19 protein-coding genes are annotated in these 25,308 nt (G+C 69.8%); 10 read left to right on the forward strand and 9 right to left on the reverse strand.

Features of this window, described 5'->3' with window-relative positions; translation table 11 throughout:
- Positions 1-126: 126 nt before the first annotated feature.
- The 5 genes from ACWDR3_RS06015 to ACWDR3_RS06035 form a co-directional block, all read right to left on the reverse strand.
- On the reverse strand, positions 127-1,749 hold the full coding sequence (locus ACWDR3_RS06015) for a cellulose binding domain-containing protein (protein WP_450351139.1): 1,623 nt from the start codon (positions 1,747-1,749) through the stop codon (positions 127-129).
- Positions 1,750-1,937: 188 nt separating this feature from the next.
- Complete coding sequence (locus tag ACWDR3_RS06020) at positions 1,938-2,939, reverse strand: NAD(P)H-dependent flavin oxidoreductase (RefSeq protein WP_450351140.1); 1,002 nt, start codon at positions 2,937-2,939, stop codon at positions 1,938-1,940.
- A 96-nt stretch (positions 2,940-3,035) separates the two neighbouring features.
- Positions 3,036-4,190, reverse strand: coding sequence for an acyl-CoA dehydrogenase family protein (locus ACWDR3_RS06025; RefSeq protein ID WP_450351141.1), 1,155 nt, complete (start codon positions 4,188-4,190; stop codon positions 3,036-3,038).
- Complete coding sequence (locus ACWDR3_RS06030) at positions 4,174-6,297, reverse strand: acetate--CoA ligase family protein (protein ID WP_450351143.1); 2,124 nt, start codon at positions 6,295-6,297, stop codon at positions 4,174-4,176. The genes ACWDR3_RS06025 and ACWDR3_RS06030 overlap by 17 nt, the downstream gene beginning before the upstream one ends.
- Before the next feature lie 113 nt (positions 6,298-6,410).
- Entirely contained in the window at positions 6,411-7,949 is a 1,539-nt protein-coding gene (locus ACWDR3_RS06035; RefSeq protein ID WP_450351145.1) for an APC family permease, read from the reverse strand.
- Positions 7,950-8,107: 158 nt separating this feature from the next.
- Between ACWDR3_RS06035 and ACWDR3_RS06040 the strand changes: the two genes are divergently transcribed.
- From ACWDR3_RS06040 to ACWDR3_RS06050, 3 genes are all read left to right on the forward strand, one after another.
- Positions 8,108-9,502, forward strand: a complete 1,395-nt coding sequence (locus ACWDR3_RS06040; RefSeq protein WP_450351147.1) for a flavin monoamine oxidase family protein — start codon at positions 8,108-8,110, stop codon at positions 9,500-9,502.
- Between the two features lie 29 nt (positions 9,503-9,531).
- Positions 9,532-10,419, forward strand: a complete 888-nt coding sequence (locus ACWDR3_RS06045) for a TetR family transcriptional regulator C-terminal domain-containing protein (protein WP_450351149.1) — start codon at positions 9,532-9,534, stop codon at positions 10,417-10,419.
- Positions 10,420-10,574: 155 nt separating this feature from the next.
- A complete protein-coding gene (locus tag ACWDR3_RS06050; RefSeq protein WP_450351150.1) occupies positions 10,575-11,372 on the forward strand; it encodes an SAM-dependent methyltransferase in 798 nt (265 codons plus the stop codon).
- Here ACWDR3_RS06050 and ACWDR3_RS06055 read toward each other — a convergent pair.
- Entirely contained in the window at positions 11,342-12,619 is a 1,278-nt protein-coding gene (locus ACWDR3_RS06055; protein ID WP_450351151.1) for an MFS transporter, read from the reverse strand. The genes ACWDR3_RS06050 and ACWDR3_RS06055 overlap by 31 nt on opposite strands.
- A 157-nt stretch (positions 12,620-12,776) precedes the next feature.
- Here ACWDR3_RS06055 and ACWDR3_RS06060 point away from each other — a divergent pair, with 157 nt between their 5' ends.
- Positions 12,777-13,136: an ArsR/SmtB family transcription factor gene (locus ACWDR3_RS06060; protein ID WP_450351152.1), complete on the forward strand. Its 360-nt coding sequence runs from the start codon at positions 12,777-12,779 to the stop codon at positions 13,134-13,136.
- Between the two features lie 17 nt (positions 13,137-13,153).
- Here ACWDR3_RS06060 and ACWDR3_RS06065 read toward each other — a convergent pair whose 3' ends face one another.
- The gene (locus ACWDR3_RS06065; RefSeq protein WP_450351154.1) at positions 13,154-14,269 is read right to left on the reverse strand and encodes an acyltransferase family protein; all 1,116 of its coding nucleotides are present in this window, start codon (positions 14,267-14,269) and stop codon (positions 13,154-13,156) included.
- A 141-nt stretch (positions 14,270-14,410) separates the two neighbouring features.
- A complete protein-coding gene (locus ACWDR3_RS06070; protein ID WP_124002293.1) occupies positions 14,411-14,866 on the reverse strand; it encodes a tellurite resistance TerB family protein in 456 nt (151 codons plus the stop codon).
- Positions 14,867-15,053: 187 nt separating this feature from the next.
- On the opposite strand from ACWDR3_RS06070, the gene ACWDR3_RS06075 reads away from it, so the two are divergent.
- The gene (locus tag ACWDR3_RS06075; RefSeq protein WP_450351155.1) at positions 15,054-15,800 is read left to right on the forward strand and encodes a dienelactone hydrolase family protein; all 747 of its coding nucleotides are present in this window, start codon (positions 15,054-15,056) and stop codon (positions 15,798-15,800) included.
- Between the two features lie 334 nt (positions 15,801-16,134).
- Entirely contained in the window at positions 16,135-18,177 is a 2,043-nt protein-coding gene (gene fusA / locus ACWDR3_RS06080; protein WP_450351156.1) for an elongation factor G, read from the forward strand.
- A 383-nt stretch (positions 18,178-18,560) separates the two neighbouring features.
- Here the strand turns inward: fusA and ACWDR3_RS06085 are convergent, their stop codons facing one another.
- Entirely contained in the window at positions 18,561-20,351 is a 1,791-nt protein-coding gene (locus tag ACWDR3_RS06085) for a coagulation factor 5/8 type domain-containing protein (RefSeq protein ID WP_450351157.1), read from the reverse strand.
- Positions 20,352-20,562: 211 nt separating this feature from the next.
- On the opposite strand from ACWDR3_RS06085, the gene ACWDR3_RS06090 reads away from it, so the two are divergent.
- From ACWDR3_RS06090 to ACWDR3_RS06105, 4 genes are read left to right on the forward strand one after another with little or no spacing between them, the layout of a single operon-like run.
- Entirely contained in the window at positions 20,563-21,879 is a 1,317-nt protein-coding gene (locus ACWDR3_RS06090) for an ABC transporter substrate-binding protein (protein WP_450351158.1), read from the forward strand.
- 8 nt (positions 21,880-21,887) lie between these two features.
- Positions 21,888-22,880 (forward strand): carbohydrate ABC transporter permease, encoded by a 993-nt coding sequence (locus ACWDR3_RS06095; RefSeq protein WP_450351160.1) that lies wholly within the window; start codon positions 21,888-21,890, stop codon positions 22,878-22,880.
- Positions 22,881-22,893: 13 nt separating this feature from the next.
- Positions 22,894-23,733, forward strand: coding sequence for a carbohydrate ABC transporter permease (locus ACWDR3_RS06100; protein WP_450351225.1), 840 nt, complete (start codon positions 22,894-22,896; stop codon positions 23,731-23,733).
- Between the two features lie 29 nt (positions 23,734-23,762).
- Positions 23,763-25,121: a GH1 family beta-glucosidase gene (locus ACWDR3_RS06105; RefSeq protein WP_450351161.1), complete on the forward strand. Its 1,359-nt coding sequence runs from the start codon at positions 23,763-23,765 to the stop codon at positions 25,119-25,121.
- Positions 25,122-25,308: the final 187 nt, after the last annotated feature.

The following is a 25,308-nucleotide window of genomic DNA, read 5'->3' on the forward strand; positions in this document are numbered from 1 at the left end:
GAAGTGGTGCTTCGGCAGCGCCCACCTGACCCTGCTTCAGGGTAGATGCCACGGACGGGGGGACAGTACCGGCGACTGGTCTCTGGAACTCGCCGCCCGCACAAGCTGTTCGCGGGGCCCCAGACCTCAGCCCGCGTACGTCGCGAACAGTTTGGAGAACTGGTACGGGGTCTGCGGGATGTTCGTGCAGCGGCTCAGGGCGCCGGTGCAGGCGTTGCCGTCGCGGGTGACGTCCCAGAAGCCCAGTTCGCCGAGGTGGTTCTGCTGGGCGAAGGTGAGGACCTGTTGTGCGTCGGCCGCGGTGAACACCTCGCTGGCGGTGTCGTTCTGGCCGAGCATCGGGGTGAGGCCGACCATGGCCCAGGTCTGGGCGGTGGTGAGGTTCGGCCAGACCGAGGCGATCTGGGCGTGGGTCGAGGTCGCGGCCTGGATGGCGTAACTGCCCATCTTCCCGGACGGGTTGGGCGCGGCGCTGTCGCCGTAGTCCATGGCCATCAGGTTGACGGTGTCGACGTTCAGGTTGTGCGACTTGGCGGAGTTGAGGATGTAGACGCCGTCCGCGGTCAGGCCGCTGGGCAGGACCGGGAGGGTGAGGGTGACCTTGAGGTCGCGGCCCTTGGCGCGCTGTGCGGCCTGGACGGCGGCCACGGCCGTCGAGCGCCGGTCGATCGAGGCGTGGTCGACCGCCGCGGTGCCCTCGATGTCGAAGTCGACGCGGTCCAGGGCGTAGGCGTCCACGACCTTCTGGTACTGCGCCTGGAGCGCGGTCGTGCTGGTGCAGGCGAGGGCCAGTTCGGTGCCCGACGCGCCACCGAAGGACGGCCGGACGTCTCCGCCCATCGCGCGCAGGGAGTCGAAGTCCGCCCGGTTCCAACCCGCGCCCGGGTCATAGGAGTTGAACCAGCTTGCCGAGCAACCGGTCGACCCGGCGGTGATGAAGCCGAGCGAGAACTGCCGCAGTCCGGTGTTCGTGGCGATCTGCGTGAGGTTCGGTGTCGGGTAGGCGCCGAGGTCGACAAAGGGGGCCGCCACACCGGGAGTTGTGCCGCTGCCCGCGGTCGCGGTGAGGGTCGCGGAGCGCGCCGATTGGTTGTTGGAGTCGTCGAGCGCGGTCACCGAGAAGCTGTGGCTGCTGCCGGGGAGCAGGCCGATCACCTTGAAGCTGGTCCCGGTGCCGGAGGTCGTGGCGATGACCTCGTTGCCCTCGTAGACCCGGTAGCCGACCACACCGACGTTGTCGGTCGAGGCGTTCCAGCCCAGGGTGACGCTGCCGGGGCCGGTGGCCCGGACGGCGAGGCCGGAGGGGACCGAGGGTGCGACGGTGTCGGCGGGGACGCCCGCGCAGGGGCCGTTGTTGATCAGACAGGCGCTCGGCAGGACGACCGAGCCGGTGTAGCTGAAGTCCATGCCGACGACGGGCGCGGACTCACCGGGGGCGAGCGGGGCCTCCCAGGTGGGGGAGGTGATGGTGTACTGCGTCCCGCTGTGGGTGACCGTGCCGTTCCATGAGCTCGTGACGGCCTCGGTGGCGGGCAGGGTGAAGGTGATGGTCCATGAATTGACCGTGTGGGTCGACTTGTTGGTGACCGTGTAGCCGCCCTCGAAGCCGGCACCCCAGGTGGAGGTGACGCCGAAGGAGGCGATCAGGCCGGTGTTGTCGGCCGCGTGGGAGGCAGGGGCGGCGATCGTGGTCATGCCGCCGACCACCAGGGCGGTGGCCAGAACGGCGCGCAGCGACGCACGTCTCATGGGGGACTCCTCTGTGGGGCGAGGTCGCGTACGGCGCCTGGCCGTAAGGCGTGGAAACCGAACCGGTGAGCCGTGGAAAGCGAACCGGTAAGCCGTGAACTCAATCGGAAACTTTCCTTACATCTGCCTGCGTAGGGAAGGGTGACCGGCCGCGCCTGACGGCGTCAAGAGATTCGGGAAAGATTCGTCTAGACCAATTCCGGCCCCGAGGGCGCGAGTTGTCGCTGGAGGCGGTCCCGGATGATGCTCTCTGCGTCCGCCACGATCGTGCGGACCACCGTCTCGCAGCTCTCCACGCTGTCGATGAGGCCCTGTGCCTGACCGGCCCACCACATTCCGCCCTCGACGTCGCCTTCCCCCAACACCCGTTGCCTGCCGCGCTTTCCGGAGGCGAGGTCGGCGACGTCGGAGAAGACGGCCCCGGGGCGCGCGCCGAGACGGGCGATGGCCTGCGAGACCGAATTGCGCGCCACCCGGGCGGTGTTGCCGAACTCCCGGAACACGATCTGGGTGCCGCGCTCGTCGTTGGCGACGATCCGCGCCTTCACGTTCGGGTGGATCGGCGCCTCCTCGGTCGCCTCGAACCGGGTCCCCATGTTGATCGCGCACGCCCCGAGCGCCAGCGCCGCGACGAGACCGGAACCCGTGGCGAACCCGCCGGACGCGATGATCGGGATGCGCAGTCTGCGGGCGGCGGCCGGGATCAGGACCAGACCGGGGACGTCGTCCTGACCGGGGTGGCCCGCACACTCGAACCCGTCGATGCTCACCGCGTCGACGCCCAGCGCCTCGGCCTTCAGCGCGTGCCGGACGGTGACGGCCTTGTGCACGACCTTCACCCCGGCCGCCTTGAACGCCGGCAGGTGCGGCGCGGGGTTGCTGCCCGCCGTCTCCACGACCTGCACGCCCGAGTCGATGATGACGGCCCGGTAGTCGTCGTACGGAACCGGCTCGATGGTGGGCAGGATGGTGAGGTTGACGCCGAACGGCCTGTCGGTGAGGTCACGGCAGCGCGCGATCTCCTTCGCGAGCGCCTCCGGGGTGGGCTGCGTCAGCGCGCTGAGGAACCCCAGCGCGCCGGCGTTCGCGACGGCCGAGATCAGCTCCGCGGTGCCCACCGCGAGCATTCCGCCGCACACGATGGGGTGTTCGACCCCGAACATCTCCGTGAACTCGTTCCGGAAGGTCATGTCACTCCACTTGCTGAGGCAGGGGCAGAGACGTCACAGGGCAGAGAGACGTCCAAGGTGTTAGAGGTGTTCGAGGCGTCCAAGGTGCCAGAGGTGTCAGAGTCGCCGCGAGATGATCAGCCGCATGATGTCCGACGTACCCTCCTCGATCTCCTCCAACTTGGCGTCCCGCATCCACTGTTCGACCGGGAACTCCCGCGAGTAGCCCCACCCGCCGAGGGTCTGCACGGCACCCCAGGTCACCGCCATCGCGGTCTCCGAGGCCTGGAGCTTGGCCATGGCCGCGACCTTCGTGGCATCCGCCCCGGCGTCCATCTGCCGCGCCGCGTGCAGGGTGAGCAGCCACGCCGACTCGATCCGGGTCGCCATGTCGGCCAGCCGGAACGCCACGGCCTGGTGCTCGACGATCGGCTTCCCGAACTGCTGCCGCTCCCTGGCGTACTTGAGCGCGTACTCGTAGGCAGCCCGGGCCGCTCCGGTCGCCGCGGCGGCCAGCACGATCCGCGAGATGTCGAACGTCCTCATCAACCCGCGGAAGCCCTGCCCCTCACCGCCGAGCCGATCGGACTCGGGCACGAAGACCTCGTCGAAGAAGATTTCCCGGCAGACGATGGCGCGCTGCCCCATCTTGCGCATCGGCTCGCCGAACCTCATCCCCTCGGCACCCTTGCGCAGCAGAAAGGCGGTGACCCCGGAGGACCCCCGACTGGGGTCGGTCTTCGCGAACACCACGTACTGGTCTGCCAGACCCGCGTTGGAGATCCACGCCTTCTGCCCGCTGATCGAGTAACCGCCCTCCACCCGGACCGCGCTGGTGACGATGGACGCGGCGTCGGAACCCGCTTCCGGCTCGGTCGTCGCCAGCGCGGTGTAGAGGGGGTTCGGACCGGCGAGCGGGCGCAGCCACTCGGCCTTCTGCTCCTCGGTGCCGAGCGCGAGCAGCGGGTCCGCGAAGAACCCGTTGGAACAGACGAAGTTGCCGATGCCCGGGTCGCCCCAGCACATCTGCTCCTGGACCAGGCACTGGGTCACGACATCGGTGAATCCGCCGCCGCCGTACTCCGCGGGCAGCATGAAGTCGGTGATGCCGACCTTGGCCGCGGCCCGGAAGATGTCCAGCGGTGACTCGATGTCCCGCTCGTCGACCTCGCGTCCGCGCGGCCGGATCTCGTTCGCGGCGAACTCCCGGCACAGTTCGACGATCGCCCGCTGCTCATCGGTCAGCGGCCAGGGCTCAGTGGACGTGCTCACGCGATATCTCCTGCTCCTCGGTGGATTCCCGGCGGCCGTTCACCCCGGTTGCTTCACATGCGGTTTTCGGTACGACTTCTGCGCTACGAGGGACGACGAGCGCGTCCACCGCCAAGGCGCCGTCGGGCCCGACCCGGATCGGGTTGACCTCGATGTCCGCCACGCCGGTGGTGCCCGCGATCGCCTCGGACACGACGACGATCGCGTCGATCAACGCGTCGACGTCGACCGCCGGTTGTCCCCGCCAGCCGTCCAGCAGCCGGCGCGAGCGCAGGCGGTCGAGCATCCCGGCCGCCGTCCGCCGGTCGACCGGCGCCAGCTCCACGGCCACGTCACGCCAGAGTTCGGCGTGTACTCCGCCATGGCCCACGGTCACGGTCGGACCGAAGTCACGGTCCCGGCGGCCGCCGATCAGCAGCTCGACGACGCCCGGCCGGGTGTCCTGCTCCTCGACGACGTACTCGCCGGGGCCCAGCCGCTCGTACATCTCGCGGAACGCGACATCGGCGTTGTCGGGGCCCAACCCGGTTCTGACGGCCCGGTGTTCGCTCTTGTGCTCGATCCAGCCGGCCTTGAGCACGAGCGGCGGTCGCAGGGACGCGCAGGCCTCCGCGAACCCGGCCGCGTCGGTGACCCGTCTGGCCTCGGGCATCGCGATGCCGAGGGCCGTGAGGAACGTACGAGCCGCCCAGTAGCCGGGAGTTGGGACGGCCGCTTCAGTCCGTACGGTGGCCGGAGCGCGGCGGGGCTGCGCACCCAGCCGGGTCACGTGGCCCAGCGCGCCCACGGCCGAGTCGATGGTGTCGAAGACAGGGATGCGGTGTTCCCGCAGCCGGGCGACTGCGGGCGAGGCGGCGCTCATGCTGTGCACGACCAGGGGCACGTGCGCCCTGTCGGTGCCGTGGAGGCTGCCGAGGCGGTCGACCACGGCGTACTCGGCCTCCACCAGGCTCGGTGAGCCCTCGCCGTAGCAACCCAGATACCCCGACAGGACGATCGAGTCGACCTCGCCGGAAGCGGCCACCAACTCGACGACCTGGGCGTAGACCTGGAGATCCGCTTCCCCCGCCCCCGCGAGGTCCACCGGGTTCGACACCGCCGCGGCGGCGGGGAGCAGGGCGCGTAGGCCGGCTTGCAGTCGGTCGGTGAAGACCGGTGCGCGCAGGCCTCGTTCGGTGGCGAGGTCGGCGGCGATTCCGCCCTGTCCGCCGCTGTCGCTGATGATCGCGACCCGGGGTCCGCGCGGGGGAGCGGTTCCGTCCAACACCCTTGCTGCGTCGACGAGTTCGCGCGGTGTCGCCACCCGAAGCGCCCCGGCCGTGCGGCACGCCGCGTCGACGACGTCGAGTGCCGAGGTCATCGAACCGGTGTGGGACCGCGCGAGCCGACGGCTGCCCTCACTGGCACCGGTGGTGAGCACCAACGCGTGCTTGCCTGCGCGGCGCAGGGCTTCGAGGACGGCGACGATTCGCCCTCCGTCCGCGAAGCTCTCCAAGTAGAGCGCCACCGTGGTGGTTTGATCGTCGGAGGCGAGAGAGTTGAGTACGTCGACGGCTCCCACGTCGAGTTGATTGCCGACCGAGTAGAAGCGTGAGACGCCCAGCCCGGCCCGTGCGCCGAGCCCGGCGATCTCGGAACCGAGCTGACCGCTCTGCGAGACGATCGACAGGCTCCCTGGGGTGAAGTTCCCCCAGGCGAGCCGGAGTTGCGTGGCGGCGTTGAACAATCCGAGGCTGTTCGGCCCGATCATCCGCGCGCCCGACTCGCGCAGCAGCGCGGCGAGTTGGGCCTCGTCGGCGCCGAGTCCCGTGGTGATGGAGAGAAATGCGCGGCACCCTTTGGCGACGGCCTCCCTGACGACGGGGAGGACGTGTCGCGGCGGCACGCACAGGGCGACGAGGTCGGGGGTCCCCGGCAGATCGCCCACCGTTGGACGGCAGGGTTGTCCGAGGACTTGCGCGGCGCGGTGGTTGACCAGCCACACCTTCCGCCGGTCGGCACCCGCGAGGGCACCGGTGGCGAGCCAGTAGCCCCATTTGGCGCGGTCCTCGGTGGCACCGACGACGGCGATGGACGAGGGGTCGACGAAGGCATGGGGAAAGGACACGGACGATCTCCCGGTGACGGGGCGCGGATGCGCAAGTCCCTGGCGGGCGGCGGCAGTTCGAGCGGATGGGTGAACGGAGAACAGAGAACGGAGAACAGAGAACGGCCCGGGACTCAGGTGTGGGCCACGGCGGTCGGCCGACGTTCGAAGAATGCGGGATACAGGCGCCGGGAGACCAGTAGCGCGAGCAGCCCCAGTACGACCGTCCCGGTGCCGATCACGAACGCGCCGCCGACGCGGGATCCCGAAGAGAACGGGAGCGTCCAACTCGTACCGCTGTTGATCGGATCCCACGCCTGCACCAGGCTCCACGCGCCCGCGCCGAGCAGGACGACCCCGCCGATCGCGGGCAGGACGACGGTCAGCCAGAGGTCCGAGGCCTTGGCGCGCGGCCCGGCGCGGTGAACCCAGGCGGACGTGAGCCCGGTGAGCCCGTAGTAGAACGCGATCAGCACCCCGCAGGCGGACACCGCGTCGCCGAGGACGAGACCGTGGCCGAGGAAGTTCAACGCCACGTACACGACCGCTCCGATGACCCCCACCGCGATCGTGCCCACGTGCGGGATGCGGAAGCGCGGGTGCACCTTGGCCAGTGCGCGGGGGAGCGCGCCCTGGTCGCCCATCGAGAGCATCGTGCGGCTCAGGGTCAGGACGGTCGTCTCCGTCGAGGCGGCGGCCGAGGTGAGGACCATGAGGATCAGCAGGTGCCACAGCACCGAGCCGAAACCGCTCGACCCGAACACCGCGGTGCCGAAGCCGTAGAGGACATCCCCTGAGTTGTCCGGGTTGTTGAGGCCGATCCCGGAGTCGCCGATGCCGGCGAAGGAGATCGCGGCGAACGTGGCGAGGAGGTACAGCGCCACCAGCAGGACCGTCGACCAGGTCGCGGCGCGGCCGGGGACGCGGTGCCGGTCGGTGGTCTCCTCGTTGACGGTGAGCGCCGTCTCCCAACCCCAGTAGATGAACAGCATCAGCACCAGCGCGCTGACGAACGCGCTCAGGGACGCGCCCTCGAACGGGTTGAGCCAGGACAGGCTCGGCCGTCTGGTGCCGGTCGGCGCGCTGCCGGCGTACACCTTGACGAGCGCGACGACGGAGAGGGCCACGAGCATGCCGAACTCCAGGAAAAGCAGGGCGCGTTGGACCGCGGCCGCGATCTCGATGCCGCGGTAGCAGACGAGGGTCATCAGGGCGAGCCAGCCGAGTCCGGCCAGCAACACCCGCCAGTCCGCAGGGTCGGAGCCGACGCCCTCCGCGCCGAACAGCAGGAACACGTACTGTCCCGCGACCTGCGCGAGGCTGCCGATCACGAGGACGAAGGACGCGATGATCGCCCAGCCGCCGAGGAAGCCGAGGCTCGGGTTCAGGGAGCGGGTGGCCCAGGTGAAGATCGTGCCGCAGTCCGGATCGCGGCAGTTGAGCGCGGCGTAGCCGAAGGAGACGAACAGGATCGGGATGAAGGCGAGGACCACCACGGCCGGGGCCTGGAAGCCGACGTATCCGACGACGAAGGCCAGCGTCGCGGTGAGGCTGTAGGCGGGCGCCGCGGAGGCCACGGCGAGGATCAGGCTGGTGGCCATGGAGAGCGCGCCGGAGCGCAGGCCCTTGTCCGTCTGGGCCTCTCGCACTTGGAGTTGCGAATCTGAGGTCATTGCCACTCCCGATCTATTGGTCTACGGGTATCGACAAGAAAACGCAATGACTGATTGGTGAGTCAGGCTGACTGCGGCGGGCGATGCTGTCAAGGCTTCGATCGCAATTTTGTGGAGCTTCTTGACTGGCGAGTCAATGTTGCGGCACGGTCGTCGGTGTGACACCACTCGAAACTTCTGCCGTCGACACCGAGGTCGTGGTCGTGGGCGCCGGATACGCGGGGCTGACCACCGCGTGGCGGCTGGCCGACGCCGGGGTCGACGTTGTCGTGCTGGAGGCCGCCGACCGCGTGGGCGGCCGTGTGTTCAGTCAGGTGAGTCCGTCGGGGGTGCGCATCGACCACGGCGGACAGTGGATCGGGCCGACCCAGCGACGCTTCCATGCTCTGGCGGACCACTTCGGTTGCCGGACGTTCCCGACCTGGGAGACCGGGCGGCACGTCGAGGTCCGCGCCGACGGCACTCGCCTGGACTACGAGGGCGGCGCACCGGACGCCGGACCGGGCATCGGGGAGTACGCACGCGTCACCGCGCTGCTCGACGATCTCGCCCGTACCGTCGACCTCGAACTCCCTTGGTCCACCCCGCGGTTCGCGGAGTTCGACACCCTGTCGGCCGAGGACTTCTTCCGCGCGCAGACCGACGACGAGGACGCACTCCAGCGACTGGCGCTCGCGATCCAGGGCGTGTGGTGTGCCGAACCCCGCGAGATCTCCTTCTTCCACGTGCTGTTCTACCTGGCCTCCGGCGGCGGCTACGAACAGCTGATGGAGACCCGCGGCTGCGCGCAGGATGCGCGCTTCTCCGACGGAGCCGACGCGGTGGCCCACGCACTCGCGAAGTCGCTGGGCGGGCGGGTCCGACTCGGCGAACCGGTGCTCTCCCTGCGGCAGACCGCGCACGGGGTGGAGGCGTACACCGGCCACACCGTCGTCCGCGCGCGGCGCGCCGTGGTCGCCGTACCTCCGGCCGCGATCGAACGGATCGCGTTCGACCCGGTGCTGCCCACCGCGCGGCGCGGCTGGGTGCGCCACTCGCCGATGGGGCGGGTCGCCAAGGTGCACGCCGTGTACGAGGAACCCTTCTGGCGCACGGCCGGCCGCTCCGGCATCGCGACGCTCTACGGCGACAGCCCGGTCGGCGTCGTCTTCGACAACTCCCCGGAGGACGCCTCGCGCGGTGTGCTCGTCGCGTTCGTCTACGGCGACCGGCTCGACCGCTGGTCCGCCGGAACCGAGACCGAGCGCCGCTACGAGGTGCTGGCCGCACTGTCCGCGGTGGCAGGACCCGAGGCCGGACAGCCCGTCGACTACGTCGAGAAGATCTGGCCGCGGACGGGCTGGACCATCGGGGGCTACGAGTGTTTCGTGACCCCGGGCGGCTGGACCCGGCACGGCAGGGACGGTTGGCGGGAGCCGTCCGGGCTCGTGCACTGGGCGGGGACCGAGACCGCCTCGGTGTGGAACGGCTACATCGACGGGGCGATCTCGTCGGGCGAGTGGGTCGCGGCCGAGGTGATGAGCGCCCTGACGGCCGTCGGACACCTGGGGTGAATCGCCTTGGCTGACATACTGAACGGGTTATGACCAGCATCGAAGAGCGGCCGGCCGCGACCGCCGCCGAGCTGCCGGAGCGCGTCCGTACGGCGATCCGGGCGGCCGCTGTCTCCCAGCGCGAGGTCGCCCACCGGATCGGCATGGACCCGACCGCGCTGTCCAAGGCGCTGCGCGGGACCCGGCGGCTGCGCGACGAGGAGATCGCCGCCCTCGCGAAGGCCTGCGGGGTGTCGACGGCGTATCTGGTCGAGGGAGCCGGTCCGGAGCCCGTGCTCCCGCCCGAGGCCGGACGGGACCGGGCGCAGCCGGTGACGGGACGGGAACGCAGGGACCAGATCCTGGAGGCCGCGACCGTTCTCATCGCCCGCCGCGGCTACCACAACGTGCGGGTCTCGGACATCGCCCGCTACTGCGGGACCAGCACGGCGACCGTGCATTACCACTTCCCCAGCAAGGAAGCCACGCTGCACGCGGCGCTCGAGTACTACGCCCAGCGGTTCCGTACCCGGCTCGACGAGGAGTTCGGCCGGGCGACCTCCGCGCGGGACAAGCTGCGCCGCCTGATCGAGGTCCAACTCCCGCTCACCGCCGACGACATCGACGAATGGTCGGTGTGGATCCAGTTCTGGAACCAGGCGATGCTGGAGCCGCTGCTGCGGCCCGCGCAGCGGCGGATCTACTCGGGCTGGTACCGGGTCGTGGTGGACGTGCTGCAGGAGTGCCGGTCCGAGGGCCTGGCGCCGGAGGCGGACGTCGAGGCCCTCGCCGACCGGTTCACCGCGATGGTCGACGGCTTGGCGATGCAGATCCTCGCCGGCTCGACCGAGATGCGGCCGGACCGCATGCGCTCGCTGCTCCTGCGGGCCTTCGAACCGCACCTCTACTTGACCGACGGCCCGGACGCGTCCGGCTGAAGGCGGGGACGGTCGCACAACCCGTGCTCGGTGCCTTTCGGGTTCGGTGCCGTCGCCGTCGACTCCGGTCACACGGAGCCAAGTTGATATGCGAAGCTGTCGTCAACCGATCACGGGTCCGTTGGCCGTGGCGGTCGTGGAGAGGGGAGCGCAGGGTGGGCAAGGACGGCTTCCGCGCCGAGGAGATCGACACCAGCAGGCCACATCCTGCGCGGATCTACGACTACCTGCTGGGCGGCAAGGACCACTACGAGGTCGACCGCCAGGCCGGTGACGCACTCGCCGCCGCGGCGCCCGAGGCGCGGATCGGCGTGCGGGCCAACCGCGACTTCATGCGGCGCGCCGTCCGTTACGTCGTCGAGGCCGGCGTCCATCAACTCCTCGACATCGGCACGGGACTGCCCACCTCGCCGAACGTGCACGAGACCGCGCAGGCGACCGCGCCGGACGTGCGCGTCGCGTACGTCGACAACGACCCGATCGTGAAGGTCCACGGCGACGCGCTGCTCAGCGACACCGGCGCGACCAGCATCGTGCTCGGCGACCTGCGCGACCCGCGGGCCATCGTGGACCACCCGGACGTGCGCCAGGTCATCGACTTCGATCAGCCGGTCGCCGTACTCCTCGTCGCCGTCGTCCACTTCCTCACCGAGGCGGACAAGCCCGAGCAGATCGTGGCCACCCTGCGCGACGCGCTCCCGGCCGGCAGCTACCTGGTCCTGTCGCACGCCACCGGCGACTTCGCCGACCGCCGCGACGCGCAGGCCGTCTACAACAACGCCAGCGCCACCCTGAACCTGCGCTCCCGCGACCAGGTCGAGCGGTTCTTCGACGGCTTCGAACTGGTCGAACCGGGCCTGGCCCAGGTCCCGTTCTGGCGCCCGGACACCCCGCCGCCGGCGCGCTCCGAGGAGATCGGCTTCTACGGGGGCGTGGCGCGCAAGCTGGGCTGAACTCGCCCGCGGGCGGGGCCCGTTGGCGCGACAGCGCCGGTCGGTCGAGGCACCCGCCACAGGCGGACGGCGAGCAGAGACGCGGCCAACGTGAGGGCGCCCAGGGCGCATACGGCGCCCTGGAGCCCAACTGCCGCGCCCAGCACCCCCGCCAGCGGATACGTCAGCAGCCAGCAGCCGTGCGACAGAGAGAACTGCGCGGCGAACGCCGCTGTCCGTTCTTCCGCCGGGGCCGAGCGACGGATCAGCCGGGCGGTCGGCGTGAGGATCGTCGAGCAGCCCGCGCCGAACGCGGCCCACAGCACCAGCAGCGCGGGTGCGCGCCAACTCCCGTACCGCGCGGCCGTGATGGCGCCGAGCCCGGCGAAGACGACGCCGAGCAGCAGGGCCCCGCGCAGCATCACCGTCCGGTCCGCCACCCGGTCCAGCACACGCGGCAGCGCCAGCGCGACGGTCATCGAACCCGCGCCGTACGCACCGAGCGCCAGCGCCACGGCGTCGGCCGACAGACCGAGGAAGTCGCGTACGTAGACGACGGAGTTGACGGTCACCATCGCGCTCGCGCAGGCCACCGCGAGGTTCAGCGCGAGCAGGGCACGCAGTTGCGGGACGGCGAAGAAGAGACGGGTGCCGGCTGTCGCCTTGGCGTAGGCGCCGCCCGCCTTCCGCGTCCAGGACGGCCTCGGCAGCGGGGTCGAGAGCACCAGCGCGGCCGAGGCGAGGAAGCCCAACATCGTCCCGGTGAACAGCCAGTTGTACGTGATCACGGACAGCAGCGCGGCGGCCAGCGCGGGGGAGAACAGGCTCTCCAGGTCGTAGGCGAGCCGGGACATGGACAGCGCCCGCGTGTAGTCGCGCTCCGCCGGCAGCACGTCCGGGATCACGGCCTGGAACGTCGGCGTGAACGCGGCCGACGCGGACTGGAGCAGGAAGACCAGGACGTAGACCTGCCAGACCTGGTCGACGAAGGGGAGCGCGGACGCGACGCCGGCCCGGGTGAGGTCGGAGCCCACCATCAGCGCCCGGCGCGGCACCCGGTCCGCCACGGCACCCACGAGCGGCGCGATCCCGACGTACGCCACCATCTTGATCGCGAGCGCGGTGCCGAGCACCGAACCGGCGTCGGCGCCCGCGAGGTCGTACGCCAGCAGGCCGAGCGCCACGGTGGCCAGTCCGGTGCCGACCAGGGCGACGACCTGGGCGGTGAAGAGCCGGCGGTAGGTGCGGTTGCGCAGGACGGCGAGCATGCGGACGGCTCCCTGGGGCGGGGCGGTCGGGGCGACGCCGTCAGCATAGTCGTCATGTGCGCATCTGCGCACATGACGATCGGATGTACGTGGAGCAGGCGTGCGTGCGGAGATCGCGCGTGCGGGGTTCGGGCCGGCCTGGCTCTAGGCTGAGCCCATGTCCTCACGCGAGCCCGTGCCATCTGCGGCCGATACGCATCTGCGGGCGCCGGACGGCGCGCGGCTGGCCGAGGCGACCGAGGTGTTCGCCCTGCTCTCCGACGCGACCCGGCTGCATCTGCTGTGGCTGCTCGCGCAGGGCGAGTCGGACGTCGGCTCGCTGGCCGAGCGCTGCGAGGCGTCCCGGACCGCCGTCAGTCAGCATCTGGCGAAGTTGCGGCTCGCGGGGCTGGTGGAGACGCGGCGCGAAGGGCGGCACGTCCACTACAGCCTGCGCGACGGGCATCTGCGGCGGCTCGTCATGGAGGCGCTCAGCCATGCGGACCACCGGGTCACCGGCAAGGCACCGCACGACTGAGACGACTCAGGCAGTGGTCACGTACGCGACCTGAACGCCCACTCCATCCTCGGCTCCATGGCGAAGCGGAAGACCCGTCGCACGGGCGGTGTGCACAGCAGGGTCACGGCCACTGCGGCGAAGAGCGTCACGACGATCTCGCCGACCGGCCGGTAGATCCAGTCGGGGGAGTACCAGCCCCAGGGCTTCGAGCCCTGGGCGAGGAATCCGTGCAGCAGATAGCCGTACAGCGTGCCCGCGCCCAGCACGGTGAACCAGGTCCGGCGCCCCGGCACCCAGGACAGGAAGCAGGCGACCAGCACCGTCGAGCAGCCGAAGATGGCCAGCGTCATCAGCGGTCCCGTCCAGCTGGGCGACCCCAACTGCTCGGCGCTGTCACGGTGGAAGAACCACGCGCCGGTCATCCGGGGCGCCGACCAGTACGCCACCGCGAGCCCGCACAGAGCCACCGGTACGGCGAGCAGGCGCACCTTCCACTGGCGCAGCAGTCGGAAGTGCTCGGGCCGCAGACACAGGCCGAGCACGAAGTACGGCAGGAACTGCAGCAGGCGCTGCATGTCGAGGTCCTCGCCGATGGACGGTGACATGGTCGCCAGCATCGCGATGACCAGCGCGATCGGCAGCGGCCAGCGCACCTGGCGCCAGATCGGGGTCGTCAGCCGCCAGACGAACAGCGCGGCGAGGAACCAGGTCAGATACAGCGGGTCGAGCAGGCTGATCGCGCGGTCCGGCTCGTGGTCGGTCCACCGGGTGAACAGGGTGTACGCCGTCTCGAAGAGGACGTAGGGGACGGCGACGCCGGTCACCAGGCGCCGGATCCGCTGCGGGCTCGCGTCGAAGGAGCGCGAGAAGTAGCCCGAGATCACGATGAACGCCGGCATGTGGAAGGCGTAGACGAACGTGTAGACCGCGGTGACGGTGCGGCTGCCGTCGCGCAGCGGCTCCCACGCGTGGCCCATCGCGACCAGCAGGATCGCGAGGTACTTGGCGTTGTCGAAGTAGGAGTCGCGGGTCTTCGCGGGTTGGGACGTGGGACTACTCGGCCGCTCGGGGCCGGTTTCGGGCCTGGCCTGCGTGGGGGCAGAGACAGGGGCAGGGACGGGAGCGGGCTCGGTGCGTGTGGTCTGGCTCACCGCGCCACCTGCACAACGGTGTGGAGGGGATGACACATCCCACGCGCCTCACCGGTTCTGCGCGACGTAAACCCGGCCCGGAGAATTCCGGGCCGGGTCAGGGCACAGCCGCCCGTCAGAGCCAGAGGCTCAGCGGTGGAATCAGAGGTCGAACTCGTGCGGCGGCAGGTCGAGCGCGAAGCACGCCTCTCGTACGACGGCCTGTTCCGTCTTGTCGAAGTCGCCGTCGGCGCCGCCGATGACGATGCCGATCTGGATCACGGCACGGGCCTCGGCCGGCTTCTTCTTGGCCTTGGCGATCTCCTGCAACACGGTGACCTTGCCGAAGGCGAAGTCGGCGGTCAGCTTGTTCAGGTTCTCCTCGAAGCGGCGGCGCAGGTCGTCCGCGGGGAAGTTCTGCAGGACCTCGTTGGTGGAGATGAGCTGGGCCACGCGCTGGCGCTCGGCCGGGTCGATGGTGCCGTCCGCGGCCGCGACGAGCGCGCACATCGCCATGCTGGCGTCACGGAACGCACCGCTCTTGAGGTCGTTCTTCTTCGACACCAGCTGGGTCTGCATCGTCGATGCGGATTCCTTGATGCGGTCCCACAGGGCCATGCGCACTCCTGGTACTCGGGTCGGATATCTGTCGGATATCTACAGCATCGTGGAAACTGCCGGTCCGGTGGATAAGTTCCCATCGTTCCCCCGATGTTCACGGCGGCCCGGCGGGGCCCTGCGCGATGCATTGACCGGACCTGGTCCGGACGTTAGCTTGCGGCAGATTCTCGACGGGGGAGGACGCGTGAACTCAGCGATGCGGGCTGCCGTGATGCTGGTCTGTACGGGGATGCTGGCGCTCGTCGCGTGCGGCGGTGACGGTGACGGCGACAAGGGGGACGGGCCGTCCTCGACGCCGGAGGCCGAATCCACCGTCAACGACTTCGGGTGTCTGTCGGGCAAGCAGCTCAAGAAGTCGGTCACCTTCAAGGACAGCGAAGGGGCCGACGTCAACGGCTACGAGACGGGCACCGGCGCGACCGGCGTCATCCTGTCCCACCAGTCCGACAACAACATCTGCTCGTGGGTCGTCGGCGCCGAGGAGCTCGCATCCGACGGTTACCGGGTGATCGCCGTCGACAGCAACGGTTCCGAGGTGGAGGAGATCCAGGGGGCCGCCGAGCGGCTGCGCGGCGAAGGGGCCGGGAAGATCGTCCTGATGGGCGCGTCCAAGGGCGGCACCGCCTCGCTGGTCGCCGCGGCGGAGGTCCGGCCGGCGGTCTCGGCGGTGGTGTCGGTGTCCGGCCCGGGCCTGTATCAGGACATGGACGCGACGGCCGCCGTACCGAAGTTGGCGATGCCGGTGTATTTCATCGCCGCGAAGGGAGACGGTGAATTCGCCGCGGACGCGCAGGAGTTGGCGGGGCTGGCCAAGAAGTCCACGGGGAAGAAGCTGGAGTTGGTGGACGGTGCCCAGCACGGCAACGACCTGCTGAATCAGCAGCCGGCCGTGTGGGACGAGGTGAAGGCATTCATCGCCAAGTACCGCTGAGGTCCCGGGTCCTCGAATAATCCGGTGACCGGCACGCGTCGGTCTCCCTACACTCGCCAGGTCACGTCAGACCAGTCGAGGGGAGCCCAGCCGTGCGTCACCGTGCCGCTGTCGTCGTTCCCCGTCCCCGGTACCAGGTGATCCTGGTGTCTTCATCCGCCCGGTGCCTGCTGCGCGGCCGGTACCGGATGCCCGTGACGAACGTCTGACACGTTTCTCCCGTCCACTTTCTCGTCCACCGACGAGCCTTCATGGCGTCCGTCGTCGTGACGTTCCGTCCGGGAATCGCGCTGCCCTTTTCCGATCGCGAGATCACCAGAAAGGCCCATGGGCCGTGCGCACTCACCTCAACCCCCTGACCCTTGTCCGCAACTTCGGCATCCTCGCCCACGTCGACGCCGGCAAGACCACCGTCACCGAGCGGATCCTGTTCGCCACCGGCACCACGCACCGGCGCGGTGAGGTCCACGACGGCACCACCGTCACCGACTTCGACCCGCAAGAGCGCGACCGCGGGATCACCATCTTCGCGGCGGCGGTGAGCTGCACCTGGGACGGTCACCGGATCAACCTGATCGACACCCCCGGGCACGTCGACTTCGCCGACGAGGTGGAGCGCGCGCTGAGGGTGCTCGACGGCGCGGTCGCGGTGTTCGACGCCGTCGCGGGCGTGGAGCCGCAGAGCGAGTCCGTGTGGCGGCAGGCGGATCGGCACGGCGTGCCCAGGATCGCGTTCGTCAACAAGCTGGACCGCGCGGGCGCGGACCTCGACAGCGCCGTCGACTCGATCCGGGAACGGCTGCATCCGGCGCCGCTGGTCGTGCAGTTGCCCATCGGCGTCGAGGGCGGTTTCTCCGGTGTCGTCGACCTGCTGCGGATGCGTGCGCTGGTGTGGGCGGACGGTGCCGAGGCGGCCGAACTCATGTCGGTGCCGGGGGAGTTGTACGAGGAGGCGCAGCGGCGTCGGCGGCTGCTGGAGGAAGCCGTCGCCGAACTCCATCCGGCGGCACTGGAGGAGTTCTGCGCCGACGGCAGGCTGTCCGCCGAGACGCTGGCCGCCGCCCTGCGGGACCTCACGCGCAGCGGGGACGGACTGGTCGTGCTCTGCGGCTCGGCCTACCGCAACCGCGGGATCGAGCCGCTGCTCGACGCCGTCGTGTCGTACCTGCCGTCGCCGCTGGATGTGCCCGCTGTACGAGGCACGGGTGACGGCACGGTGGAGGAACGGCCCGCGGATCCGGCGGCGCCCTTCGCGGCACTGGCGTTCAAGGTGAACGCCACCCCGACGGGGCGGCTGACGTATCTGCGGGTGTACTCGGGAACGGTCGAGAAGGGAGACATCGTGTGGGACGCGGTCGCACACCGTACCGAACGCGTCGGGCGGATCCTGCGCGTCCGGGCCGACCGGCACGCCCAGGTCGACCGCGCGGTCGCCGGGGACATCGTGGCGGTGGCCGGGCTGAAGTCCGCCCGGGCGGGTTCGACGCTGTGCGCGCCCGGCGCCCCGCTGGTGCTGGAGCCGCCCGGTGTCGCCGAACCCGTGGTCTCCGTCGCGGTCGAGGCTCGCAGGTCGATGGAGACCGGCCGGCTGGCGTCGGCGCTCGCGCGACTGGTCGAGGAGGACCCCTCGCTGGTCGTACGGACGGATCCCGAGACGGGCCAGACGGTGCTGTCGGGCATGGGTGAACTCCACCTGGAGGTGGCGACGGAGCAACTGCGCCGCGTCCACGCCGTGGAGGTCAACGTCGGCCGCCCGAGGGTCAGTTACCGCGAGACGGTCGGCCGAGGGGTCTCCGGTCTGGTCTTCCGGCACGTCAAACAGGACGGCGGGGCAGGGCAGTTCGCCCATGTCGTCCTCGATGTCGAACCGGCGGACAGCGGCTTCGAGTTCCGCTCGGCGGTCGTCGGTGGGCGGGTTCCGCAGGAGTACGTCCGCGCGGTCGAGGCCGGCTGCCGGGACGCCCTGGCCGAAGGGCCGCTGGGCGGGCACCCGGTGACCGGGCTGCGCGTCACGCTCACCGACGGGTCGACCCACGTGAAGGACTCCTCCGACACCGCCTTCCGCACCGCGGGCCGGCTCGGACTGCGGGAGGCCCTGCGCGCCTGCGCGATGGTCCTCCTGGAGCCGGTCGTCGAGGTCACGGTCACCGTCCCCGACGAGTCCGTCGGCGGAGTCCTCGGCGACCTCGCCGCCCGCCGGGGCCGCGTCTCGGGCTCGACCACGCGAGGCGGTTCGGCGGTCGTAACGGCCACCGTGCCACTGGCCGAACTCTTCGGCTACGCAACGAGATTGCGCAGCCGAAGCCAGGGCCGCGGCACGTTCACGGCCCGGCCTACCGGGTATGCGCCGGCGCCTGCTGGGATGTCGGTGCGGTGATTCGGTGGGTCGGGGTCTGGTAGCCCGGTGTTTCGGGGCACCGGTGGCTCGGTCGTCGTGACGGCGACCGAGCCACCGGCCGAACTCTTCGGCTACGCGACCCAGTTGCGCAGCCGCAGCCGCAGCCGCAGCCGGAGCCGAGGCGCAGCCAAGGCCGCGGCACGTCCACGGCCCGGCCCACCAGGTACGCGCCGGCGCCCGCCGGAACGCCGACGCGGTGACCCGGTGAGCCGGGGATCTGTGAGGCCAGGGCCCCGATGAGCCGAGGATCCGATGAACCGGGACCCCTGCGAACCGGGGACCCTGTGGTCGCCGACTCGTCGGCACCGCCACCGACCGGCACGGCGGCCCCGCTCCTCAACAGGCGCGGGGCCGCCCCCGGTTCACGGGTACGACACCACCGTGGACGGGATGGTCGTCGTGCCCGAGGTCGGCGAACCGGTCTCGTTGATGACGCGCTCGTACTGGCCCTGGCCGCCGAGCGAGACCACGAGCAGGTCGTGGAACTTCACCCCCGACCGGACCGGCGCCGCGAAGCCGTTGTGCTGCACGATCGCCGGATTGACGTTGTAGTAGCAGTAGCTGCCCAGACCCCAGCCCTCGTGCACGGTCACGTTGTCGCCGACCTTGTAGGCGGCGTACCCCTTGATCGAACCGTTCTGGATCGCGGCCTGGTTGGGCGCGTCGTACGCCTTCTCGTTCTGGAAGAAGATCGTGCGGCCGCGCTCGCCGTTCCACTGCACGTCGTACTTGTTGAAGTGCTCCACGAACAGGCCTGTTGCGAGGACGTCCGCGCCGTTGACCACCAGGCCGTAGTCCGCCCGGTTGGTGTCCCAGCCGACGCCCGAACCGTGGTCGGCGCGCCAGAGCCAGGTGTGGTCGACGATGGTGTGGCGGTTGTTGATGACCATGCTGGTGGTCGCCTTGCCCGCCCCCGCGCCGCCGATGCGGACGAACACGTCCTGGACGGTGGTGGGGTTGGCGGAGTGGTCCGTCGTCGTGCCCGCGGGGCCAACTTCCAGCAGGGTGGCCGAGTTGACCGTGCCCGCGTCGATCAGGAAGCCCGCGAGCCGCACCCCGTCGACGTCGGCGACCTTCATGGCCGTGACTCCGTTGTCCGGGACGAGGGTTGCGTAACCCAGGCCCAGGACAACGGTGTTGGCGCGGTTCACCTGGATCGGCGCGTTGAGGTGGTAGATGCCCGGGGTCAGCAGCAGGTGAAGTCCCTGCGTGAGCGCCTCGTTGAGCGTGGCCGCGGTGACGCCCGGCTTGGCGACGTAGAACTGCGACAGGGACAGCGAGGTGCCGCGCGGTGTGCCGCTGCCCCAGGTCACCCCGCTCGCGTTGGTGCGCTTCTCCGGCAGGAAGATCCGGTACTCGGTGCCGTTCAGGTACAGGAAGGGCTTCTCGCGGGAGATCGGCGTCGTGCCGAGGGTGGTGTACACCGGGTTCGGGAAGCCCTGCGGGGGAGCGCCCTGCACGCCCGAGAACACCATGTTCCAGACGCCGTTGAGCCAGCTGCCGATCACGCTGTCCCGGGTGTACCACTGCTGCTGCGAGTACGGCTGGACCTGACCGTCGATCCGGCTGTCGGCGATGTAGCCGCCGGAGGCCCAACCGTAGCCGTTGGGCGAGAGGTTGAGGCTGCCGCGCACGTGCATACGACGGAAGGGGGCCGCCTGAGCCACGGCCCACCTGTTCGTACCGCTCACGGGGACCAGCGCGAGGTTCTCCGCCGAACGCCAGAAGTTCTGCGTGGCGTTGCCGCTGAACCAGCCGGCGTCGACGGTGATGTCGCCGTTGATGGTGGTGTTGTCGGGCGACAGACCGAGGCCCGAGATCGAGGTGTAGAAGCCGAGTTGGGCGTTGAGCCCGCTGTAGGTGCCGGGCTTGAAGAGCAGCTGGTAGCGGCCGGTGCCGAACTGCGCCGTCTCCTGCTGCTGGAAGATCTGGTCCAGCCTGGACTGGATGCTGGCGGACGACATCGACGGGTCGAAGACGATCACGTTGGCGCCGAGGTCGCCGCCGCCGGGGAGGGCTGCCGGACCGGGGACGGCGGCGGAGCCGGACGTGGGGGCGGCCTCCGCGCGGGCGGACAGGCCGAGCACCGCGGGAACGGCAGCGGCGGCCGCGGCACCGAGGACGGTTCTGCGAGGTAGGGCAGGCAAAGACATGGGGCGGCTCTCCTGTTCAGGAAGTGAACACGGTGGGGATTGGGAGCGCTCTCTTGTCCTTGAATGCTTCAACTGCCTGAACGGATGCGTCAAGAGGTGCGACCGGAGTTCCACGATGGTTGCCGTACCCCTTGACGAGGGCATCTCTTGAGGTTTAACTCACGTCCTAAATTAAGTCATGACTGTAATCCCTGAAGGGACACCGGGAGCCATGCGCAGCATCCGAGCCGCGGCCGTAGGCGCCGTCACCATGTCACTCGCCCTCGCCGCCACGGCCTGCGGAGGCGGTTCGTCGACGGACGGCGGGTCCAACGACTCGCCGAAGACCCTCACGTACTGGGCCTCCAACCAGGGCGCGAGCATCGCCATCGACAAGAAGGTCCTGCAGCCGGAGCTCGACAAGTTCCAGAAGCAGACCGGCATCAAGGTCAAGCTGGAGGTCGTCCCCTGGTCGGACCTGCTGAACCGCATCCTGACCGCGACCACCTCGGGCCAGGGCCCCGACGTCCTGAACATCGGCAACACCTGGAGCGCCTCCCTGCAGGCCACCGGCGCGCTGCTGCCGTGGGACGCGACGAACTTCGGCAAGATCGGCGGCAAGGACCGCTTCGTCGACTCCGCGCTCGGCTCGACCGGCGCCGAGGGCAAGGACCCGGCCGCGGTCCCGCTGTACTCGATGGCGTACGCCCTCTACTACAACAAGGAGATCTTCGCCGACGCCGGCATCAGCAAGCCCCCGGCCACCTGGGCCGAGCTGGTCGCCGACGGCAAGAAGATCCAGGCGAAGGGCAAGTCGGCGCTGGGTGCCGAGGGCGCGAACGTCTCCGAGAACATCCACCACACCTTCGTCTTCGCCAAGCAGCACGGCGGTGACTTCTTCACCGCCGACGGCAAGGCCGACTTCACCAACGACGCGGTGGTCGCCGGTGTGAAGCAGTACGTCGACCTGATGGCCAAGGACAAGGTCATCCCGACCGGTGACGCCGAGTACGCGCAGAACCAGTCCGTGAGCGACTTCGCCAAGGGCAAGCAGGCGATGCTGCTGTGGCAGTCCGCGTCCGCCAACCTCAAGTCGCAGGGCATGGACGAGTCCAAGTACGGCATCGCCCCGGTGCCCGTGCAGTCCGGCACCCCCGGCACCGGCGCGCAGGTCAACTCGATGGTCGCGGGCATCAACCTCGCCGTCTTCAAGAACACCGACAACCTCGACGGCGCCACCCAGTTCGTGAAGTTCATGACCAGCGACGCGGAGCAGAAGATCCTCAACACCGCGTACAGCTCCATCCCGCCGGTCAAGGCCGCCCAGGAGGACGCCGCCTTCAACTCCGCGTCGAACTCCGTCCTCAAGGACACCCTCGCCACCAGCGCCGCGGCCCTGCCGCAGGTCGCCGACGAGTCGCAGTTCGAGACCGCGGTCGGCACGGCCGTCAAGGACCTGTTCGCCGACGTCGCCGCCGGCCGCGCGGTGACCACCGAATCGGTGAAGGCGAAGCTCGAGAAGGCCCAGCAGCAGATGCCGGCGAAGTGAGAGAAACAATGACGACCACTGCACCCGCAGAGGCCGCCGTGCACAAGAACTCTCCCGGGTCGGCGGAGAAAGCGCCCCGCCGCCGCCCCGGGAGGATCCGCCGCATCGCACTGCCGTATCTGCTGCTTCTGCCCGCCCTGCTCCTCGAACTCCTGGTCCACCTCATCCCGATGGTCATCGGCATCGTGATGAGCTTCAAGGAGCTCACCCAGTTCTACATCCGGGACTGGGGGACCGCGCCCTGGTCCGGCTTCGACAACTACAAGGTGTCGGTCGACTTCGACGCCCCCGTCGGCCAGGACCTGCTGCACTCCTTCTTCGTCACCGTCGTCTTCACCATCCTGTCGGTCAGCCTCTGTTGGCTGATCGGCACGGCGGCGGCGGTCTACATGCAGGACAACTTCCGCGGCCGGGGCATCCTGCGCGCCCTGTTCCTGGTCCCGTACGCCCTGCCGGTCTACGCGGCCGTGATCACCTGGGTGTTCATGTTCCAGCACGACAACGGCCTGGTGAACCACGTCCTGCACGACCAGCTGCACATCACCAGCAAGCCGTCGTTCTGGCTGATCGGCGACAACAGCTTCTACGCACTGCTGATCGTGCACGTGTGGAAGGGCTGGCCGTTCGCCTTCCTCATCGTGATGGCCGGCCTGCAGAACATCCCCAAGGAGCTGTACGAGGCCGCCGCGCTGGACGGCGCCGGGATGGTGCAGCAACTGCGCCGCATCACCCTGCCGTCGCTGCGCCCGGTCAACCAGGTCCTCGTACTGGTCCTGTTCCTGTGGACGTTCAACGACTTCAACACGCCCTACGTCCTGTTCGGCAAGGCCGCCCCCGAGGCCGCGGACCTCATCTCGGTCCACATCTACCAGGCCTCGTTCGTCACCTGGAACTTCGGCACCGGCTCCGCCATGTCCGTACTCCTGCTGCTGTTCCTGCTGGTGGTGACGGGCGTCTACCTCGCGCTCACCTCGCGCGGACGGAGGACCGCCGATGTCTAGCCACAGTTCGCCGATGGCGCCGCCGCGCTCCTTCATCTGGTCCCGGCGGATCTTCCTGACGCTGCTCACCGGCTTCGTGCTGATCCCGGTGTACGTGATGATCTCCAGCTCGCTGAAGCCGCTGGCCGACGTCACGGGCAAGTTCCGCTGGCTGCCCAGCGGGCTGACCATCCGCCCGTACATCGACATCTGGTCGACCGTGCCGCTCGCCCGGTACTTCATGAACTCGCTGGTCGTGGCGGGTGCGGCGACCGTGCTGTCGGTGGTGATCGCGGTCTTCTCGGCGTACGCCGTCAGCCGCTACAGCTTCCGCGGCAAGCGGGTCTTCACGGTCACCGTGCTGTCCACGCAGATGTTCCCGGGCATCCTCTTCCTGCTCCCGCTCTTCCTCATCTACGTCAACATCGGCAACGCCACCGGCATCGCCCTGTTCGGCTCGCGCGGCGGGCTGATCCTGACGTATCTGACCTTCTCCCTGCCGTTCTCGATCTGGATGCTGATCGGGTACTTCGACTCGGTGCCGCGCGACCTGGACGAGGCCGCCCTGGTGGACGGCTGCGGCCCGCTCGGCGCGCTGTTCCGGGTCGTGGTGCCGGCCGCGATCCCCGGCATCGTCGCGGTCGCCGTCTACGCGTTCATGACCGCGTGGGGCGAGGTGCTGTTCGCGTCGGTGATGACCAACGACACCACCCGGACCCTCGCCGTCGGCCTCCAGGGCTACTCCACGCTCAACGACGTGTACTGGAACCAGATCATGGCCGCCTCGCTGGTCGTCAGCGTGCCCGTGGTCGCCGGATTCCTGCTCCTCCAGCGCTACTTGGTCGCCGGGCTGACGGCGGGCGCCGTCAAGTGAGCGACTCCCCCCACTCCGAAAGGACCTCTGTGACCATCGACTTCGCCGCACTCCCGCACGACTTCCTGTGGGGCACGGCCACCGCGGCGTACCAGATCGAGGGAGCCGTCGCCGAGGACGGACGCGCGCCGTCGATCTGGGACACCTTCTCGCACACGCCCGGCAAGATCGCGAACAACGACAACGGTGACGTGGCCTGCGACCACTACCACCGCTGGCGCGAGGACATCGGCCTGATGCGCCAACTGGGCACCAACGCCTACCGGTTGTCGATCGCCTGGCCGCGCGTGGTGCCCGGCGGCGACGGCCCGGTCAACGCCAAGGGCCTCGCTTTCTACGACCAGTTGGTGGACGCCCTGCTGGAGGCGGGCATCACCCCGTCGGTCACCCTCTACCACTGGGACCTCCCGCAGGCCCTCCAGGACCGGGGCGGCTGGCCGGAGCGGGAGACGGCCGAGCACTTCGCCTCGTACGCCTCCGTCGTGGCCGAACGCCTCGGCGACCGCGTCTCCCACTGGGCCACCCTGAACGAGCCCTCCTGCTCGTCCTGGATCGGCCACCTGGAAGGCAAGATGGCGCCGGGCTGGACGGACCTGACGGCCGCGGTCCGCACCTCGTACCACCTGCTGCTGGGCCACGGCCTCGCCGTCCAGGCGATCCGCGCCGCCGCCCCGGACGCCCAGATCGGCATCGTCAACAACCTCTCCACCGTGTACGCGGCCACCGACCGCGAGGAGGACATCCAGGCCGCCCGCCGGCACGACGGCCACGTCAACCGCTGGTGGCTCGACCCGATCCACGGCCGCGGCTTCCCGGCCGACATGCAGGAGGTCTACGGCGTCGAACTCCCCGAGCAGCCGGGCGACTTGGAGACCATCGCCGCGCCGCTGGACTGGCTCGGCCTGAACTACTACTTCCCGGCCACCGTCGCCGACGACCCGCGCGGCCAGGCGCCTCGCGTCCGCTCGGTCCGCCGCCTCGGCGTGCCGCGCACGGGGATGGACTGGGAGGTGGACGCGAGCGGCATCGAGACCCTGCTGCTCCGGCTCACCGAGGAGTACGGCGCCCGCAAGCTGTACGTCACCGAGAACGGCTCCGCCTACCCGGACGTCGTACGGCCCGACGGCACCGTCGACGACCCGGAGCGCCAGGACTACCTGGAGAAGCACCTGGCCGCCTGCGCCTCGGCCGCCCGCAAGGGTGCCCCGCTGGCGGGCTACTTCGCCTGGTCGCTGCTGGACAACTTCGAGTGGGCCTACGGCTACGAGAAGCGGTTCGGTCTGATCCACGTCGACTACAAGACGCAGGTCCGCACGATCAAGGGCACCGGACACCGGTACGCCGACCTCGTGCGGACGCATCGCAGCCAGGCGCAGCGGGCCGCCTGACGGTCTCGGCGGCGGGCACGGTGGACGTGGGTGCGGGAGCCCACGGCCACCGTGCCGGGTCGGCGGATCTCCTCGGGCGGCCGGGACGATCGATCCCCCTGTGTGTACAGACTCCCAAGTCTGTCATGAGCACGTCATCAAGACCCCCAGCTCAACCCCGCCTCATTCCCCTCTCATCCCCAGCTCA

This window comes from Streptomyces sp. NPDC001002 (assembly GCF_053599215.1).